Here is a 15494-nt window from a genome sequence, read left to right as displayed (position 1 = left end):
GAGATGTTGTTGCGAGTTTTCGCTGCGCCGACCTTGCTACTTTTGCTCAGCAGTTTGGCCTGGGCGGAGGGATCGGCGATCAAGTCCGATGGCGAGTTTGTCATAAAGGATCCTGCAAATCCAAACGGAAAGCCCTTGCCCGACACGCCGGACACGACAGGAGAATTCGGCCAAGGAGGTATGTTCCTCAGTTCGACACCTCCGGCCTACGTCAAAACCACCAATTTGGTTTACGAGCGCCGGCTTGGCAGTTGGACCGACCCGCTAACATTGCCGCACAGTCGAGCGGTCTGCGTAAAATGGGCAAAAGGCAACTGGCCGTGGGGCGGTTCATGGAAAACCTGCGTTGGCTGGAAAACTCAGTTTCAATTTATGCAGGTTACATTGAATCTCCGGGTATCTGTAGAATATCCGGATATTACGCTGGAGAGCATCCGCAATGCTTCGAATGAGTGTCTTGCTACCGGCGCGGTAGCTGCTGCGCTGTCGGCTTACTATTCCGGAGGCACAGCGGCCAGCGGCGCGTTTGTGGAAACCTACAGGATTTGCATGGAGGTCCACTTCACAAACGCAACCATACGAGTGGAGACGCCAACCTCCGCTCGCTGGGGCAACTGGACCTGAAGGACGAAACTGGAAGAACGAGCCTGGCTTTTAGCGGCCGGGCTCTCGGCCCCCGGGTGCATCGAAAAACGCGACATCGGCGACGCGGCAATACTCGATGAGCAGTTCTTGTGGAACACATAGTCTTCGGACGTGAAAACACTTTGGCTTGCTGGGGATGCGGCAGACCGGGAACGCGGGCAAGGTGCCCATGCGGCCGGGGGCGACATGGTAAAAGTGCACTGTCACCGTAATTCAAAAGTGACGACGAGTGGTCGCAGACGACGCGTTGGAAATTGTAGCGCCCTGTTTCTCACGGAATTAAATTGCAGACGAGACTCGCGTCTCGCTATATCGATCCAGCCGACAAACTGAGGCAGTAAAATGAGCGAAGAACTGAAGCCATATATATAAATATGTATCACATAGTAACGTAGACAATGTCTTCGCTGATGCGGAGAAGGCCACACTGAAATTCTCGCTGCCAAGTGAGTTCAATGACCCATACGAATTATTTTTAACTATTGATTTCAATCGTGATCCGGAAGAACTTGCATTCTATTTGGATCTAATTGGAGAAAATTTACAACATCCTACTACCTGTTTTTCAATATCGCCTATTGTTGTTCCCATGTGGGCGCACTATACGCAGAATCATAGTGGCTTTGTAATCGATTTTTCGGAGAAAAAGTTAAAAGATTTGTTCCCTGAGGCGCGCTTTGGAAGCGTCGAATACTCGGATACGCCGAATCACGATCTGTCTGATCTGCTCATGAGAGCTCATCAGATCAAGAAATTCCGATATAATATATGGTTAATGAGTGCAGTATTCTCCTCGGCTTACTTCACGAAAACCTTGTGTTGGAGCTATGAGCAAGAGCGTAGAATGATTGTCGACAAGTCAGATACCCGAGCTGCCGGCGATCTTATGCTCTTAGATGTTCCTCGCGAGGCGATTACGAGTATCATCTGCGGAGCAAGGGCGACTGACGAGACTAAGGCAAAGCTTAAAGAGATAGCTAGAGATATCGAATGTAGATACTTAGAGCTTCGCATTGGCAGGAGTTCGGCGATACCCTTTATGGTCGATCAAAGCGGACATCCCTTCGGGTTCGACGAGGGCCAAATCCATGCGATCGAATATTTTTGCGAAGAATGCCAGGAACCAACTGCCAAGGGCGTCCTCCGCTGCTCGTGGTGTGACATCGATGATGATGTAAGACAACGTGCCGCGATGAGCAATTCGTTTAGAATACTCGATCATTATGGACTGCTCGAATCTTATCTTAAGAGCGCACCATAACCGGCCGCCGGGGCGTCAATCCGGCGGTCTACAAGCTTGGCGGGCCGCAGACAACGACGCTCCCGGCATCCTGCCACGGTCAAATGCCATGTGGATCATCCGGTTGAGTGTAACACTTAGCATTTTCTAAAGTGCGCTAAGTATCTAAAAAATATGAAAAAAGAGACGATGGCTGGGGAACCTGGATTCGAACCAGGACTAACGGAGTCAGAGGCAGAGTTTGCCGCTGTTTTTACTGCGTAATTCGGGCTCGTGTTGCAGACGTGTTGCAAGCGGGCCGGTTACTGCATAAGCCGGGCTTCGATCTCCGCCACCGCGACCTGGTCTGCGTCGGCGTCATCGAAAAGGTGCCCGTAGGTGTCGAATGTGACGGTGATCGAGCTATGCCCCATGATCGCCTGGACGCGTTTCGGCGAGAGCTTTTGCTCAATGAACAGGCTGGCAGCCGCGTGACGCAGAGCGTGGAAATTGTACTTTCCGATCGGGACCGGATTGCCGTCCTCGTCGCGTTTCGTGCGATGGAACTTGACCAGGCCGGCGGCGATCAGCAGAGGTGTCCACACGCGATTGAGAATGTTCTTGTGGTCAAGTGGCGTCCCCTCATCGGAAGGGAAGACGAGACCGTCCGGCCCGTTCGCGATGGCCAGCCTTTGTTGCTTGAGCGCGGTGACAGCCATAGGCGCCAAGGGAACGTCGCGTTCGCCGGCCGACGTCTTTGGTAGGCCGAATTCTCCCCAGGCGTCGACGCGGCCCTTGACCGACAGCACGCCGCCTTTTAGGTCCACGCAATTCCATCGCAGCCCGCGCAGCTCGGAAGCGCGCAGTCCGCTAAAGAGGGCGGTCACGATCAGCGCTCGGTGCTTGCCTTGCGCGGCCGAGAGGATGGCGCGCAGTTCTGCTTTGGTGGGAATGTCTGGCCGCTTCGATTTGCGGCGGTCGCCGACCTTGATCTTGGCGTCGGCAACCGGATTGGTGTTAACCAGGCCGCGGCGGCGTGCCTCGACGAAGATGGCACCGAGCGATCGCACGATGCGCTTCACCATTGCGGCCGAACGCGTGAGCTTCAACTCGTCGGCAAAGGCGTGAACAGACGGCGTGGTCATTTGCGACAACTTCTTGGCGCCGATCAGCGGCACGATGTGAAGGTCGACGTGTTGGCGATAGGCGTCGCGGGTCGATCGCTCGAGGCCGGCATCGGCGCATTTGGAAAGCCAGTCCTTAGCGGCTTCGCGCACCGTGATCGACGCGCTGTCGGCTACGTGGAGGCCGAGCTGCAGATCTCTTCTGACGCGGACGAGATAGGCATCCGCATCCTTGCGCTTTTCGAACTGTTTAGACCGTCGTTCGCCTGAGCCGTCGACGTAATCGGCCAGCCAGCGGATCTCGCCGGAGGGAAGGATGCGCTTACGAACCTTAGCCATCAGAGTGGTTCCTTTTCATCAAAAAAGTGCTTGCCCTCTGCGATCATCGCTGTCGCGATTTCTCTCTCAGCTTGTGCAAATAGCGCGCCTTGAGCTTTGCCAAATTCCATCCAAGCTTGCTCGTCCGAACCGAGGGGAGGTCTGTCAAGTTGGGCCATCAATTCACGGTAGCGAAGGCGCAGCCTCTCTTCGAATTCGGCGCGGTGCACGTCGGCTCGCGGAAAAATATCTTCCAGATCGTTTCGAATATGGCGTAGCCGATCCAGGGGGGCTGATGCCTCATGAACTGATAGCCACAGGTCGGCAGCCACTTTTCTGGCGGTCGCATACTGCGCAGACATATTCCTTGGTCCATCGTTGTTTGATGGAGGCCGCGCCCGCTCTAAGAATTGCTGGATGTTCTCCAATGCTTGGTCAAATGTGCTTGCGTCGTCTAGCCACGAGCTGCCCGTTGCCTGTTCCGCCCGTTCGATCGCAAAGCTGACGAGCTGCAACATGCGGTAGTTTTTCTGACTACCGAACCGTCGGTCGATCTCGCGCTCTTCGGAAAGGCTCTGATCTAGACGCCCGTTGATTATCTTCGAAATTGGCTTTCCGGCTTGAAGGGCCAATCGGTCAAGTTCCTCGCGAATTGCGGGGTCCAAACGGACTGACAGCACCTGCGCGCCGCTTGCTCTAGGTCCACGTTTTCCCAAAATCTGCCCTCCAAAAACTCGTACTACGTTTGTGGTCGATAATTCTTCCGCGGTCAATCGTATTCGCGTACAAATCAGGACAAATCGCAACGCAAGGAGATTGCCATGCATAAGCCGATCACCACGCATCCTGATGCGCTCGTCCTCACGATCCGCGAGGCTGGGCTGAAGCTCGGGCTGTCCAAAAGTGCCGCATACGCAGCGGCCGCCAAGGGCGAGATTCCTACGGTTCGAATCGGCACCCGAATTCGGGTTCCGAAAGACGCGCTAAACCGGATGCTAAGCCGAGAGACTGCCTGATCCTCGCCGGAAAGCGTCGTTATGCAGCCATATCTCGAATGCCAGGCAGACCTTTTTGGTTTCTCGCCTCCTGGAAACCCAAGAAGTCATCGGCACCGAAATCGTGGTGATGCCGGCCATCCCGCGGCGTCGATCGATGATTTCCGAAGCGTTGTGGACGATGCGCTGCAGGATCTCGGCAGACAAATTGACAGAGCCGTCGAGACGCTGAGAGACGCCCTTGGTGCTGTTGAAGACAACGAAACCCGAGAAGCAATCACAGAAGCCATCGAAGAGCTCGACACCGAACTGACGTCGGTCCTGGACCTAGCGAAAATCGAGATCGGGCTCTGAAGCGTGGCGAGGCGGGGAAAGACGATGCCGGCCGAAGTTGCCGCCATGCTTGAGGAGGCGGCCCGCCAAGCCGCGGTGGTATCCAGGACGCCACTGGACGTACAAGGCCATGAGAAGTCGTTCCTGCCTGTCGAGGATGCACCTGCCGATGACTTCGACCTGGCGCAGCTGCCTCAAACCGACCTTGGCAATGCCGAGCGCTTCGCACGGCGGTTCAAGCAAAAGTTCCTGCACAATTCGGCTCTCGGCTGGCTTGATTGGGACGGCACGCGATGGCGGCGGGAGGATGCCGACAACGCCGTCAGCCTGGCCGTCCACAGGACCGTCCGCCTCATACAGGTCGAAGCGAAGGTGCTGCGTGAAAGCGACGAGGATCATGTCGTCGAGACCAAACGCGACGGCAGAGTTATCCGACGGTCCGACAGGCTGGCCGGCTGGGGCAGGGCGTCTGAAGCCTCGCCGAAGATGAGCGCTATTCCCAAGCATGGCGCGCCTTACCTGGCCGTCGCGACGGACGATCTGGATTCTGACCCGTGGAAAATCAACGTGGCCAATGGCACGCTGGTCGTCAGGCGGGACGCCGGCGACGAGGATCCTATCGTCTTTCGTCCGCACGATCCGCATGATCGCATCACCAAGCGCTCCCCCGTGTTCTATGACCCGCACGCCAGCTGTCCGATCTACGATCGGTTTCTCGACCAGGTGCAGCATGATCCACAGATGCGGGCCTTTCTGCATCGCTGGTTTGGGTACAGTCTTACTGGCGACACATCCGAGCAGAAACTCGTATTCTTCTACGGCAAGGGCAAGAACGGCAAATCGACCCTTGTCGATGTGTGGGGCCATGTCGCCGGTGACTATGGCGAAATATCGCCAATCGAGACGTTTCTCGACCAGGGCAAAGGGCGCAATGCGGGAGCTGCAACACCTGATGTAGCAATTCTCCAGAGCGTCCGGATGTTACGCACTTCGGAGCCCGAGAAGAACGCCAAGCTGGGCGAATCTTTCATCAAACTGGTGACCGGTGGCGAGCCGATTCAGGCGAGGCATCTCAACAAGGACTATTTTCGCTTTCGGCCGGCCTTCAAGCTTACCATGCAAGGGAACTATCGGCCGCAGATCAGCGGCACCGACGAGGGCATCTGGCGCCGGGTCGTGCTCGTACCTTGGCTGGTGACAGTGGACAAGCCCGATGGGGACCTGCCAGCCAAGCTCGCGGCCGAGGCGAGTGGCATTCTCAATCGTGCGTTGGACGGGCTGCGGAGCTATCTCGAGGACGGCCTGAAACTGCCGGAGCCCGTCACGGACGCGACCGCGAAATATCGCGCAGATTCCGATCCGCTCGGCCGCTTCCTCGCCGAAGCCGTCGTCGGAGAGGTTGGAGCCCGGGAGCAATCCTCCACGTTCCACAGGGTGTTCGTCGCATGGGCAAAGGCTTCCGGTGAGCGTGAGTGGAGCCCGAAAGGCCTTGGCAATGCAATGAAGGAGCGAGGCTATCAGTCCATGAGGTCTGACGGAATGTGGTGGATTGATATCCGTCTTCGCCTCCACGAAGCGGACTTCTCGTCGGCCTCCCCGCACCCCTCGCAGGGGGCAGACGACGATGAGTAGAAGGCCTCTTATCCTTCCGATTGGAAGCTTGCGAAAACGATCCTTCCGCCTTCAGACCCTTGGAACACAAGGGGTCGGAAGCTTTTGGAAGCTTGGAAGGGACGTCTATATACACATATGTGGGTGCGCAGGCGTGCATACATGCACGAGAAATAACCTTCCAATCCTTCCAAAACCTTCCGATCTATTCGTTTACAAGAGCTTAGCTCTGGAACGAAGGGTGTTTAGCATCCTTCCGCACGGAAGGATGGCCCGGGCGGCGCCGTTCCGCGTTGCATTTTTCTGCAAACCGGATGCGCGGTGGCCACAACGGCGGGATTCTGTCGGCAATAACGCGACACAATCGGGCGGGGCGCGCAGCACGGAGACAGGACGATGAGTGATCGATTTGAGCGGTCAGTGTCCGGCCGGGTCATCGGCACGAGGAGGCTGAGACAGAGCCTCTGGTTGGAGGAGCCTGACTTCGCGAAGGATCCTACGCGGATCATCCGGCTGCGTCTCGCCTTACAGGCTGAGGCTGTCCGTCTATTGGTGTCAGAACGCGGATGGAGCGTAGATGATCTGGCGTCCTGCCTTGGTGTTCGAGCCAAGAAGGTTCGTGAGTTGATGCGATATTTCCCGCCCGCGATCCGCGATCGGGTCACCCCACCCCCCGGCATAGGGACCGTATCGGGCGCCTCTGACTGTACGGGCCCGGGGGAGCCCGGGATTTTTCTAGTAGGCGCGTCGGAAAGCGGTACACGCATGAATGTGTGTGCACGCGTGCCGCACGCATCACGCAACCTAAAGGAGAACCGTAATGGCTAACAACACGATCGAGGCGATACTGCGCCTGTCGGCGAAGCTCGGCCCGATGGGCGCCTTCGGCCAGTTGTCGAGCAAGCTCAACCAGGTCAACCAGAAGGCGCAAGCATTCAACAAGACGCAAGGTGTCATGGCGCGCAACAGCATGCTTGCCGCGAACGCCGTGCGCGGGCTTGTTGCCTATGGTCTGGTGCGCGGCGCCGGCCAGATGGTGACCAACTTCGCCGATGCCGAACGTCGGCTGACTAGGATCGCTGTCAACGCCGATGCCGGAAAGGACAAGCTTGGTGAGATGTTCCGAACGGTCGACCGCGCCGCGCTCGATTATTCGATGACGCAGGACGGCATCACGGACGGCCTCGAAGCGCTTGTCGCTTCCGGCCGCAGCCTCGACGATGCGCTTTCCTTCCTGCCGGCTGTCTCTGCCACGGCGCAGGCCGCCGGCGCCGATATTGCCGACATCGCCACTACGGCGGATGCGATCGGCAGCTCGTTCAAGTTTACCGGCGACAACATGCAGCGGGCCTTCGACATCCTGGTGACGTCGGGCAAGCAGGGAAAATTCGAACTGAAGGACATGGCCCAATACCTGCCGTCGCTGGCGCCGGCCATGGCCGCGCTCGGCTACGAGGGCGAGAAGGGCTTGGGCAAGCTGGCTTCGATGCTGCAGACGGTGCGCCTGCAAACCGGTGATGCCAGCTCGGCCGCGACCAATTTGCAGAACGTGCTGCAGAAGATGGAATCGAACGAGACGGCGAAGAGCTTTTCGAAGTTCGGCGTCGACCTGCGCAAGGAAATGGCCAAGGCGCGCAAGGAAGGCCGCGACCTGCTCGACGTTTTTATCGAACTGACCGAGCGGGCGCTCAAGGGCGACCTGTCGAAGATCCCGCAGCTGTTCACCGATGCCCAGTTCATGCAAGGCATGCGCGCCCTGCTGCAAGGCCGCGACGCCATGGAGGGTTACCAGAAGGCGCTCGAAAATGTCGACGGTTCGACGATGCGCGATCTCGGTGTGATCCTCGACGGGAACAAGTCGAAGATCGATCGAATGGCCGCTTCATGGGAACGGATGAGCAGAGCCATCGGCGGTGTCGTGGCACCGCCGGCGACAGCCGCAATGGATTTCGTCAGCTCCAACATGAACAAGGCGCAGTTCATCAATGCCGAGCTCGACAAGCAAGGCATGGGCTTCTGGGAAAAGCGCATGTGGTGGCTGCGCAACGGCTTTGACAACCAGGACCAGGGGCTGACCGCATTCAAGGGCGGATGGCGGTCGCCAGAAGGGCTGATCGCCGCTAAGGGGCCGATGAGCGCCAGCCCGGAACTGCCGTCAAGGCGCCAAGACCAGCCGGGACGCATTCCGGTACCGACCGCGCGCCCGGTGGCTCCAAGCAGGGCCGAGCAATACCGGCTCTACGGTCGCGGGCACGCCGCCGCCGTTCGCAACAGCGTTCAGGTCGAGAAGCCGGCCGCCGGCTATTTTGGCAACGAAATCGATTTCAGCGCGATGGACCGGGCCACAGCGGCTGCTGCCGCGGATCTCAAGGGAGCCTTCGACGACGGCGGCCGGTCGATCACCGATTCCGCGCGGTCGATCAATGAGGCCGCCAGAGAAGGCGGCAGTACATTCGCTTCGATGTTGGCGGGTGTTGGCAAGCAGCTCGGCGTTGACGCCGCTGCCGCGTTCAACGCGAATGTGCGGCCGGTGCCGATCTCTCAGCCGTCCGTCAGGGCAAACACCGGCCGGTCTGACGCCGGCCGCATGATGGGGCCGCGTTAGTGGGTATCGACGGCGAATTTCTATCTCAGCGGTTTAAGCATCTCGGCGATGAGCACACAGAGCTGGTCAGGATCGCTTGCGCCATGGCCGAGATCGACGACCGGGATGACCGGCTGTTTCGCCGGCTGATGATCGCCGAAGCAAGCAATCGCATCGCCGACCTGTGGCAGGAAATCGCCGCTCACGTAGCGAACGGAGGTGCGGGGATCGATGCGTAAGAAGACTATCTCATTGGCCGGCCGCGCCTCACCGTCGTTTCAGTGCTCTTCCCGTGAAACAGTCCCGTCGTTTCACGCTCGCGCCACACCCTTGCTGCCGGCGTTGAGCCTCGCCACGGCACAAGCCGCTGCTACGCGGCGAGCCACGGCACGCGGCCATGCAATGGGCGCCTGGCGCGGTGAGAAGGGCGAATGGCGCTCGACTTGCAATCGATGCGGGGAATCTCTTGACCTGGCCATAGGCGCGCTCAGCGCGGCCGGCATAGCTGCCATCAGGGCGCAGAACGGCGTTGCCGGTGAATTGGATGGTGCGGTTATTTATGCGTTGGGCGCGGCGCTTGAGCCGTGCGCCGGCGGCGCTGGTGAGGATTGAGCGATGGGCGCGCCGCTCAAGGGTTCTTTCGAGGCTGCGGCAAGCTTCCGCCGCTTCAGTGACGTGATCGAAACCGGCGCGCCGCTCGACCTGAGTGAAGCGACGAGGCTGATGCTGACCCTGGCCGAACTGATCACGCCGCCCGCTTCAGATCGCTTGATCCTCCGCAAGGCAGTCTTACGGCGTATCCGCGCAAGTTTTTATCCCGGTTTGGCCTTTACTGCTGCCGCTCGGTTGATCGCGACGGAATGGCGGTCCGTTGCTGCTCACGACAGCCAAATACCGGGCAGCAAGTCGGACTATTTCGCGCGGCTTACGCGTGCCGGTGTCCGACCGATCGCATGGCGAACCATCGCCGAAGATCTCGACTATGAACTCGATCTCAACTGATCCCGCTACTGCAACTTTCTGCAAACTTGCTGCCGGCTCGTTTCATCCGGCGCACAGTGCGCTGGCATTCTCATCGCGTTTTGACGGGCCGCGGATGAGAATAGAGGCCTCCCCTGTCGTTTTTGTTTTGTGGAATTCTCAAAAACATCGGGGAGGCCTCGTCCCCACAAAAAGGAAAAGGTTCCGATGCAGAAATTTTCAGTTGATCCGGAAAGGCTGGCTGCAAGCATTGCAGCTGCGGAAGGCGCCAATGCGGCCTGTATTGCAGCAAGCAGGGACGAGATGGAAGCTCGATCAAAGTTGCAAAAAGTTCTGGCCAAGATTTCGGCAGGTGAGAGGTTCGGAGATCCCCGAAGGCACATGGATTCGCATGACGATCTCGCAAAAAATCAACAAAAAGAGGTCGCCGATTTGGAGACCGAAATTCAACGACTTAAGGTCAGGAAAGATATTTTGACGGAGAAGTGGATACACCTCGGCTCAATCGCTGAGCGGTGCCAGGAATATGCGACACGTCATCCATCCAGGCCCCTGATGGGCAGGGGACTACCAGGTCAACCGGTACAATTCCGGATTGGAGAATCCAAATGAAGGGTGCCATAAAAAATGCACTTGCGCTGCTCCAGCGCGCCAGTCGCACTGCTCGTTCCGATCTGGATGCGATCCGCGATCGGCTAGAGGATCTCCAGGCGGAGCGCAAACGCGTCGAGACAGCGCCGGACGATATTGCCACGATCGAAAGGCAAATTGACCGGCAGATTGAAGCAGCAATAAAGGCCGAGCCCCTACATTTCCCGATCTTGGTGCGCGGCAATCCAGTGCACCTGAGTGTTGCCGGCGATCTGAAACGGTCGATCGAGAGTAACCCTTTTGCAGTGCTCGCAGCGCTGGACCCGCCGCGCCTGAAGGCGGCTATGCTCGCCACGATGCCCAGAGACGGGCTGACGCCGGAAGTGCGTTCGGCGCGCCTGGCTCAAATTGATGCCGATATACTTTCGTCCGAAGTCGCTGAGGAAGTGGCTTGCCGTGAAGTGGAACGAGCACTGGGCACGGACCTACCTCGTCGCCCTGATGCCAACCCGGCAATCATCCTCGCCCCGGATGGGGAACTCGGCATAGCGGATAATCCCGACAGCGAGACTGACTGACACCAAAGCCGGAGGAAGTAGTAACAATGGCAAAAAGCATGTTAGCCGCGGTGCGAGAAGCAATGACGGCGCAAGACGAGAGCGCAGTCCACCACGAAGCTCTGAGTTCGCCCGATGGTGCCCGGATAATGGCCGCTTTCCGGCGCGCCGACAACAATTTGGCATTCGAGACTGCGCTTAAGGGCGGCTCCCGAGATGATCATGGCAGTCTTGCGCGCGCCGGAACGTCTCGGAGCGCGACTGCCGTTAAACCGTGGAAATTAGTCGCCGATGGCCTGAACGCAAACTTTGAAATGGATTCCTCGCCGCTGTCCGCCGGCAACAGCTCTGTCGATCGCGATGGGGCTTCCCCAGGCGCGGTCGCCGGTAAGCCTTGGAAAGCTGTCTCCGACCGCCTGAATGCGAATTTTGACGAGAAGTAGAGCGACAGCCTTCGATTTTTTTCACCCTCTCTCGCGGACCTTCAGCGGGGGGAAATCAGGATGGTCGCCCCCTTTCGTCATGGCAAGGGTAAAGTCGTCCTGCTGCCGTCATCGGCTTTATGTCGATGACATAGCTCCTCCCCGCCGACAATCTGTCGGCCATGTCGACCGACATCGCAAGTGCGGCCACCACCGATCTCGGTGATGCCACCGGGATCAATGTCCGCATCACCGGTGCCGACGCGATCTCGTCCTTCGGCTCGGCGCCATCCGGCGCCATCCGCCGCCTGACCTTTGCCGCAGCACTGACGCTGACCCATAACGCCACCAGCATGATCCTGATCGGCGGCGCTAATCTTGCGACCGAGGCCGGTGATACCGCATGGATGCAGTCGCTCGGCTCCGGCAACTGGCGCATGCTCGGCTTTTTCAGGGCCAGCGGCGCTTCTCTCAGCAGCATCCTACGGCAAGGCTCAAACCCGCTGCCGACCGCCGAAGGCGACGCGCGCTGGGATACCGACGACAACATCCTGGTCATCGGCGACGGCACCGGGCAAAGGCTGTTCCTGCCGGCGCCGGCTGGCCTGTTGGCGGGCGACGTGCTCTATGCGACGGCGCCGAAGGTACTGGCGCGCCTGCCCAAGGGCGCGGCCCGGCGCACGCTGCGCATGAATGCCGCCGCGACCGCGCCGGAATATGGGGGCGGCAACGGCCTGCCCGATGCCATCCTCGAGGACCAGAAGGCTTCCGGCGTCAGCGGCGGCTCTTCGGCGCCCGGCAATGGCGCCTGGGTGACGCACATCCTCAACACCAAGGTGCGCGACCCCTACAATCTGATGGCGCTGGCCAGCAATGTCTTCACGCCGGCGGCCGATGGCCAGGTCGAATGGCAGGTCGCTGCCTATGCGATCCCGTTGCAGGCGCGCCTGTTCAATGTGACCAATGGCGTCGAAGTCGCGACAGGCATCGGCGGCGTGGGCAACAGTTCCCCCAATACTGGCTGCATCGCAATCGGCGGCGGCCCGGTTGAGGCAGGCAAAGCCTACCGGCTGGAATATAGGACCACGGCAGGCGCTACTAACGGCCTCGGCCTCGCCTTCGGCTTCGGCTCAATCGAGGTCTACGCCCGCCTTAAGTATTGGGCAGACGGGTGAACGCGGAATTTAAAGGTTGGACCGGGGGTAATCGGAGAGGTTCGGCTAACCTTCAGGTAGCCGGAGTATCCTCGTCCTCTTTCCAATGGTAGTCACCCGCTATTTCATGCAGAGCCCGCTTCACGTTTCGGACAGCGGTCGTTTGCTTGGCTCCCCAGGGGATGTCTTTCTCGGCGTACTTGGCGCGGACCTTCGCCTCGATCGATTCGAGATCGATGCCGTCAAGCAATCCTTTCGCCCGAACCACTTCGAGTAGAAACATCTCGCGAATGTTCGACATGTTCGTTGATGCCGGATGAAGGAACTTCGCCAGCGTCTCAGTTTGGCTCTTCATCACTGGCAAATCGGCCCGTCGAATATCTGATTCTAGGTTTGACACGCGCTTTTCTAAGCCCGTCAAAAAACGCTGAAGATCGAGGTCTACCATGATTCTCTCCTGCCAAGCGGGCTGCATAAAAGCACTGTGCTTGATTCGAGTCTAATCATTGTCCCTTTGCCGCGCCCGGCCTCTGCCTAGGGCTTTTCACCGCTTTTCTAAGCCGGTGTTCCATTCTCATATAGGGGGAGAAAATGTCCGATCCCTCATAGTAGAACTGGGTGATCTCCATCGAAAAACGCGATTTCAGCTCTATCTGCCTTCTCCGCTCCTCGCCTTCTGTCCCTTCAATCATCGCGGACGCCGCGCCCAGCCTGACGAACCGTTCCCACATCTTATCGAGATAGTCGCGAACGTCTTGGCCGAATAGGAACTCCGCAGAATTCATGGCTCCGAGGAGATCAAATTCGGCCTCGCGGCTCGTCCTTCCATGGGTATTGACGAATGATACTGCCTTCCTCGTCTGTTCGTAGACAGCGAGGCGCTTTTCAAAAAGGTCGAGTACCAATCGGCTGTGAGCGGTGCGCCATTGCCGATACGCAATGAACCCTACTGCCAAAGCGATCACTGGAGTTAGCAGCGCCTGAAGAATTTGGGCCCATTGCGGCCAATTAGTCATCGCGCTTTCCTCAATCTCACACCTGGGCCTTCGCCGTTCTCGTCGACGAAGATCACGCCAGCCACCTCGAGGGCTGCTCTGACATCCTCCAACGTGCGATCGTAGGGGGTGCGTTTCCCACGCTCGAAATCCGCAAGGGTTTTAGTGGCGACCTTCGCCGCATCCGCGAGCTGCGCTTGCGACCAGTCTACTAGACCTCTCGCCGCGCGGCATTGCGCCGGGGTAAGTGACATGTTTTTGGAAACCTTACATAAAATGAGTTGACTTTAAACCGGTAACATTACATGAAATGGGTTATCGCACAATGCGAACCTAGGAGCAAATGCAATGCCGAACGCACTCGTTGCGGCAGCCACCGAAGGCTTGCCGTCAATCAACCGCCGCCAGGTCCTTCATAGCCTGGCAGCATCGTCAGCCGCCGCCGCTGTCTTGGTATCGGCTATTCCGGCCGCGCCTGCCGCCGAGCATCCTGACATTGACCTGTTCTGGCTTGATCAGGAAATGGCGGAAGCCGAGACCCAGATGAAGTTGGCGAACAAGGCCTGCTGCCGGGCCGGCAAGATCGCCGACAAGCTCTATCCGCCGCAGCCTGCCGCATGGGCGGAACCGCGCATGCCGGACGACGTCCACGAAATGGTTGCATCCATGCTTGTTCGGGACCTTGCAATTCCGGAGAAACAGCCGGCGCCTTTGCGTGATTTCCACAGGTCTCGTGATGAGCAGCGGGCCGCGCAAAGGGCCCTGCAGGATGCCTTCCTCGACAGGGTGGACGAGATAAATCGCGAGGCCGGCGTTGATGCCGCAGAAGCCGCCTACCGCGCGCGCTCGGCCGAGTTTTACAAGGTCGGCGACCGCATTTTGGCAACGCCGGCCAACACGTTGCAGGGGATCATCGTCAAGCTCCGGGCGGCCGACAAAATTGACGCCAAGAGCGAGGCCTTGATTTCGATCGCCGCCGATATCAGGCGCCTGGCAGGTGGGGCGTGATGGGAAAAGCCGCCACGCGCAGCCCAGACGCCAGGCTCCTCCGGCTCGAGGCTAAATTCAACGCCGCGAGCGATCGATGGAACGCGGCGACGGATCGAACGGCGAAGCTCGAGGAGGAGCTCGAAGAGCGCCTCAGGTCGCTCAGGTCGCGTCTCATGTCGCGCATCGCGAAGGCGGAAAAGAAGGAGGAGAATAGGGCCGCAGCTTTCAGCCGCGCGCTCGATAAGGTCATGAAGACGCGGGCCAAAACTATCGAGGGCCTCGCCGCTAAGGTGCGAGTTCGCGAGCGCGACTACTGTGACGACGAGGATCTGGAAATCACCATACTCCGAAGCTTGGTCGACGATATCAAGGCGATGGCCGACGGCGCCGGCTGAATTGGGATAAAGGCTAGGGCGAAGGGTGGGCGGGCAGAAATGCTCGCCATTTTTTTGCCGGAACATTAGTGGCACAAACCGCTCGATCCGTGTTGCAACGGTGTTGCATAGACTTAACGGGACCAGACCGGAAAGCCTTGGAAAATAAGGACTTGGACCGGAATACACCGGAAACGGCCTGCAACACGGTTTTAGAGAGGTGTTGGGCTTGTAAGCTGTTGTTTCTTAAGAGAAAATCGTTGGCTGGGGAACCTGGATTCGAACCAGGACTAACGGAGTCAGAGTCCGTGGGTCTACCGTTAACCTATTCCCCAGCAGGCGCGGCAGTTGAAAAACCGCGCGGGCAGGGCGGCGATGTCGCCGCGCGTGCCTTGTAGCCGCCGCCGGAAAATAGTCAACCCTGCCGTAGGCATTTCAATCGGCGCGGTTGCTTCAGATTTGCCCTGTCGTCACTCCTGCCGCCGTTTGCGCTGCCCCTCACCCTTACCCTCTCCCCGTTGTGGGGGGGGGGGGGGGGGGGGCGCGGGGGGGGGGCGACCCGAAACCCCCCCGGTCAAGGGGGGGGACTGACGGGGTGGGA

Annotated in this window: 19 protein-coding genes, 1 tRNA gene and 1 pseudogene; 14 read left to right on the top strand and 7 right to left on the bottom strand. The window is 58.9% G+C overall.

The window, feature by feature from the left end; all coding sequences use genetic code 11:
• The first annotated feature begins 3 nt into the window (after positions 1 to 3).
• Positions 4 to 624 (top strand): hypothetical protein, encoded by a 621-nt coding sequence (locus NKH37_RS31050; protein WP_353005544.1) that lies wholly within the window; start codon positions 4 to 6, stop codon positions 622 to 624.
• A gap of 610 nt (positions 625 to 1234) precedes the next feature.
• A pseudogene (locus NKH37_RS31045) lies at positions 1235 to 1480 on the top strand (DUF2971 domain-containing protein); the annotation flags it as partial.
• A gap of 165 nt (positions 1481 to 1645) precedes the next feature.
• Here NKH37_RS31045 and NKH37_RS31040 read toward each other — a convergent pair.
• The 3 genes from NKH37_RS31040 to NKH37_RS31030 form a co-directional block, all read right to left on the bottom strand.
• The gene (locus NKH37_RS31040; protein WP_353005567.1) at positions 1646 to 1867 is read right to left on the bottom strand and encodes a hypothetical protein; all 222 of its coding nucleotides are present in this window, start codon (positions 1865 to 1867) and stop codon (positions 1646 to 1648) included.
• Positions 1868 to 2187: 320 nt separating this feature from the next.
• Positions 2188 to 3327: a tyrosine-type recombinase/integrase gene (locus tag NKH37_RS31035; protein ID WP_353042219.1), complete on the bottom strand. Its 1140-nt coding sequence runs from the start codon at positions 3325 to 3327 to the stop codon at positions 2188 to 2190.
• Positions 3327 to 3938, bottom strand: a complete 612-nt coding sequence (locus NKH37_RS31030; protein ID WP_353042217.1) for a hypothetical protein — start codon at positions 3936 to 3938, stop codon at positions 3327 to 3329. The genes NKH37_RS31035 and NKH37_RS31030 overlap by 1 nt, the downstream gene beginning before the upstream one ends.
• A gap of 189 nt (positions 3939 to 4127) precedes the next feature.
• Between NKH37_RS31030 and NKH37_RS31025 the strand changes: the two genes are divergently transcribed.
• From NKH37_RS31025 to NKH37_RS30980, 10 genes are all read left to right on the top strand, one after another.
• Positions 4128 to 4322: a helix-turn-helix domain-containing protein gene (locus NKH37_RS31025; RefSeq protein WP_352777752.1), complete on the top strand. Its 195-nt coding sequence runs from the start codon at positions 4128 to 4130 to the stop codon at positions 4320 to 4322.
• Positions 4323 to 4343: 21 nt separating this feature from the next.
• Positions 4344 to 4655 (top strand): hypothetical protein, encoded by a 312-nt coding sequence (locus tag NKH37_RS31020; RefSeq protein ID WP_353042214.1) that lies wholly within the window; start codon positions 4344 to 4346, stop codon positions 4653 to 4655.
• Positions 4656 to 4679: 24 nt separating this feature from the next.
• A complete protein-coding gene (locus tag NKH37_RS31015) occupies positions 4680 to 6266 on the top strand; it encodes a DNA primase family protein (protein ID WP_353042212.1) in 1587 nt (528 codons plus the stop codon).
• 799 nt (positions 6267 to 7065) lie between these two features.
• Positions 7066 to 8850, top strand: a complete 1785-nt coding sequence (locus NKH37_RS31010) for a phage tail tape measure protein (protein ID WP_353042210.1) — start codon at positions 7066 to 7068, stop codon at positions 8848 to 8850.
• Positions 8851 to 8933: 83 nt separating this feature from the next.
• Positions 8934 to 9068: a hypothetical protein gene (locus NKH37_RS31005; protein WP_353042208.1), complete on the top strand. Its 135-nt coding sequence runs from the start codon at positions 8934 to 8936 to the stop codon at positions 9066 to 9068.
• A gap of 376 nt (positions 9069 to 9444) precedes the next feature.
• Positions 9445 to 9831, top strand: a complete 387-nt coding sequence (locus NKH37_RS31000) for a hypothetical protein (protein WP_353042206.1) — start codon at positions 9445 to 9447, stop codon at positions 9829 to 9831.
• 186 nt (positions 9832 to 10017) lie between these two features.
• Positions 10018 to 10422 (top strand): hypothetical protein, encoded by a 405-nt coding sequence (locus NKH37_RS30995; RefSeq protein ID WP_353042204.1) that lies wholly within the window; start codon positions 10018 to 10020, stop codon positions 10420 to 10422.
• A complete protein-coding gene (locus tag NKH37_RS30990; RefSeq protein WP_353042202.1) occupies positions 10419 to 10979 on the top strand; it encodes a hypothetical protein in 561 nt (186 codons plus the stop codon). Before NKH37_RS30995 ends, NKH37_RS30990 begins: the two co-directional genes overlap by 4 nt.
• Before the next feature lie 26 nt (positions 10980 to 11005).
• Positions 11006 to 11401, top strand: coding sequence for a hypothetical protein (locus NKH37_RS30985; protein ID WP_353042200.1), 396 nt, complete (start codon positions 11006 to 11008; stop codon positions 11399 to 11401).
• 161 nt (positions 11402 to 11562) lie between these two features.
• A complete protein-coding gene (locus NKH37_RS30980; protein ID WP_353042198.1) occupies positions 11563 to 12555 on the top strand; it encodes a hypothetical protein in 993 nt (330 codons plus the stop codon).
• 52 nt (positions 12556 to 12607) lie between these two features.
• Here NKH37_RS30980 and NKH37_RS30975 read toward each other — a convergent pair whose 3' ends face one another.
• Genes NKH37_RS30975 through NKH37_RS30965 form a run of 3 tightly spaced genes read right to left on the bottom strand, consistent with a single transcriptional unit; the run spans position 12608 to position 13783 of the window.
• Entirely contained in the window at positions 12608 to 12982 is a 375-nt protein-coding gene (locus tag NKH37_RS30975) for a hypothetical protein (RefSeq protein ID WP_353042196.1), read from the bottom strand.
• Between the two features lie 55 nt (positions 12983 to 13037).
• Positions 13038 to 13550: a hypothetical protein gene (locus NKH37_RS30970; protein WP_353042194.1), complete on the bottom strand. Its 513-nt coding sequence runs from the start codon at positions 13548 to 13550 to the stop codon at positions 13038 to 13040.
• Positions 13547 to 13783: a helix-turn-helix domain-containing protein gene (locus NKH37_RS30965; protein ID WP_353042192.1), complete on the bottom strand. Its 237-nt coding sequence runs from the start codon at positions 13781 to 13783 to the stop codon at positions 13547 to 13549. Before NKH37_RS30965 ends, NKH37_RS30970 begins: the two co-directional genes overlap by 4 nt.
• Before the next feature lie 94 nt (positions 13784 to 13877).
• Here NKH37_RS30965 and NKH37_RS30960 point away from each other — a divergent pair, with 94 nt between their 5' ends.
• Entirely contained in the window at positions 13878 to 14537 is a 660-nt protein-coding gene (locus tag NKH37_RS30960) for a hypothetical protein (RefSeq protein ID WP_353042190.1), read from the top strand.
• The gene (locus NKH37_RS30955) at positions 14537 to 14914 is read left to right on the top strand and encodes a hypothetical protein (RefSeq protein ID WP_353042188.1); all 378 of its coding nucleotides are present in this window, start codon (positions 14537 to 14539) and stop codon (positions 14912 to 14914) included. Before NKH37_RS30960 ends, NKH37_RS30955 begins: the two co-directional genes overlap by 1 nt.
• A 240-nt stretch (positions 14915 to 15154) precedes the next feature.
• Here the strand turns inward: NKH37_RS30955 and NKH37_RS30950 are convergent.
• Positions 15155 to 15228 (bottom strand) — tRNA-Gln (locus NKH37_RS30950).
• Positions 15229 to 15494 lie beyond the last annotated feature (266 nt).

It is taken from the genome of Mesorhizobium sp. M1217 (assembly GCF_040318275.1).
GTDB lineage: Bacteria > Pseudomonadota > Alphaproteobacteria > Rhizobiales > Rhizobiaceae > Mesorhizobium.
Note: the sequence above shows the minus strand (reverse complement) of the source record. Positions and strands in the feature narration are given on the sequence as shown.

What these genes read in the sequence shown, in the direction of transcription:
- NKH37_RS31020 (WP_353042214.1), top strand. Translation starts at nt 4,344, where the DNA reads ATGCAGCCATATCTCGAATGCCAGGCAGACCTTTTTGGTTTCTCGCCT.
- NKH37_RS30955 (WP_353042188.1), top strand. Translation starts at nt 14,537, where the DNA reads ATGGGAAAAGCCGCCACGCGCAGCCCAGACGCCAGGCTCCTCCGGCTC.
- NKH37_RS31040 (WP_353005567.1), bottom strand. Translation starts at nt 1,867, where the DNA reads ATGATCGAGTATTCTAAACGAATTGCTCATCGCGGCACGTTGTCTTAC.
- NKH37_RS30985 (WP_353042200.1), top strand. Translation starts at nt 11,006, where the DNA reads ATGGCAAAAAGCATGTTAGCCGCGGTGCGAGAAGCAATGACGGCGCAA.
- NKH37_RS30960 (WP_353042190.1), top strand. Translation starts at nt 13,878, where the DNA reads ATGCCGAACGCACTCGTTGCGGCAGCCACCGAAGGCTTGCCGTCAATC.
- NKH37_RS30980 (WP_353042198.1), top strand. Translation starts at nt 11,563, where the DNA reads ATGTCGACCGACATCGCAAGTGCGGCCACCACCGATCTCGGTGATGCC.
- NKH37_RS31015 (WP_353042212.1), top strand. Translation starts at nt 4,680, where the DNA reads ATGCCGGCCGAAGTTGCCGCCATGCTTGAGGAGGCGGCCCGCCAAGCC.
- NKH37_RS31035 (WP_353042219.1), bottom strand. Translation starts at nt 3,327, where the DNA reads ATGGCTAAGGTTCGTAAGCGCATCCTTCCCTCCGGCGAGATCCGCTGG.
- NKH37_RS31005 (WP_353042208.1), top strand. Translation starts at nt 8,934, where the DNA reads ATGGCCGAGATCGACGACCGGGATGACCGGCTGTTTCGCCGGCTGATG.
- NKH37_RS30965 (WP_353042192.1), bottom strand. Translation starts at nt 13,783, where the DNA reads ATGTCACTTACCCCGGCGCAATGCCGCGCGGCGAGAGGTCTAGTAGAC.
- NKH37_RS31000 (WP_353042206.1), top strand. Translation starts at nt 9,445, where the DNA reads ATGGGCGCGCCGCTCAAGGGTTCTTTCGAGGCTGCGGCAAGCTTCCGC.
- NKH37_RS31010 (WP_353042210.1), top strand. Translation starts at nt 7,066, where the DNA reads ATGGCTAACAACACGATCGAGGCGATACTGCGCCTGTCGGCGAAGCTC.
- NKH37_RS30995 (WP_353042204.1), top strand. Translation starts at nt 10,018, where the DNA reads ATGCAGAAATTTTCAGTTGATCCGGAAAGGCTGGCTGCAAGCATTGCA.
- NKH37_RS31050 (WP_353005544.1), top strand. Translation starts at nt 4, where the DNA reads ATGTTGTTGCGAGTTTTCGCTGCGCCGACCTTGCTACTTTTGCTCAGC.
- NKH37_RS31025 (WP_352777752.1), top strand. Translation starts at nt 4,128, where the DNA reads ATGCATAAGCCGATCACCACGCATCCTGATGCGCTCGTCCTCACGATC.
- NKH37_RS30970 (WP_353042194.1), bottom strand. Translation starts at nt 13,550, where the DNA reads ATGACTAATTGGCCGCAATGGGCCCAAATTCTTCAGGCGCTGCTAACT.
- NKH37_RS30990 (WP_353042202.1), top strand. Translation starts at nt 10,419, where the DNA reads ATGAAGGGTGCCATAAAAAATGCACTTGCGCTGCTCCAGCGCGCCAGT.
- NKH37_RS30975 (WP_353042196.1), bottom strand. Translation starts at nt 12,982, where the DNA reads ATGGTAGACCTCGATCTTCAGCGTTTTTTGACGGGCTTAGAAAAGCGC.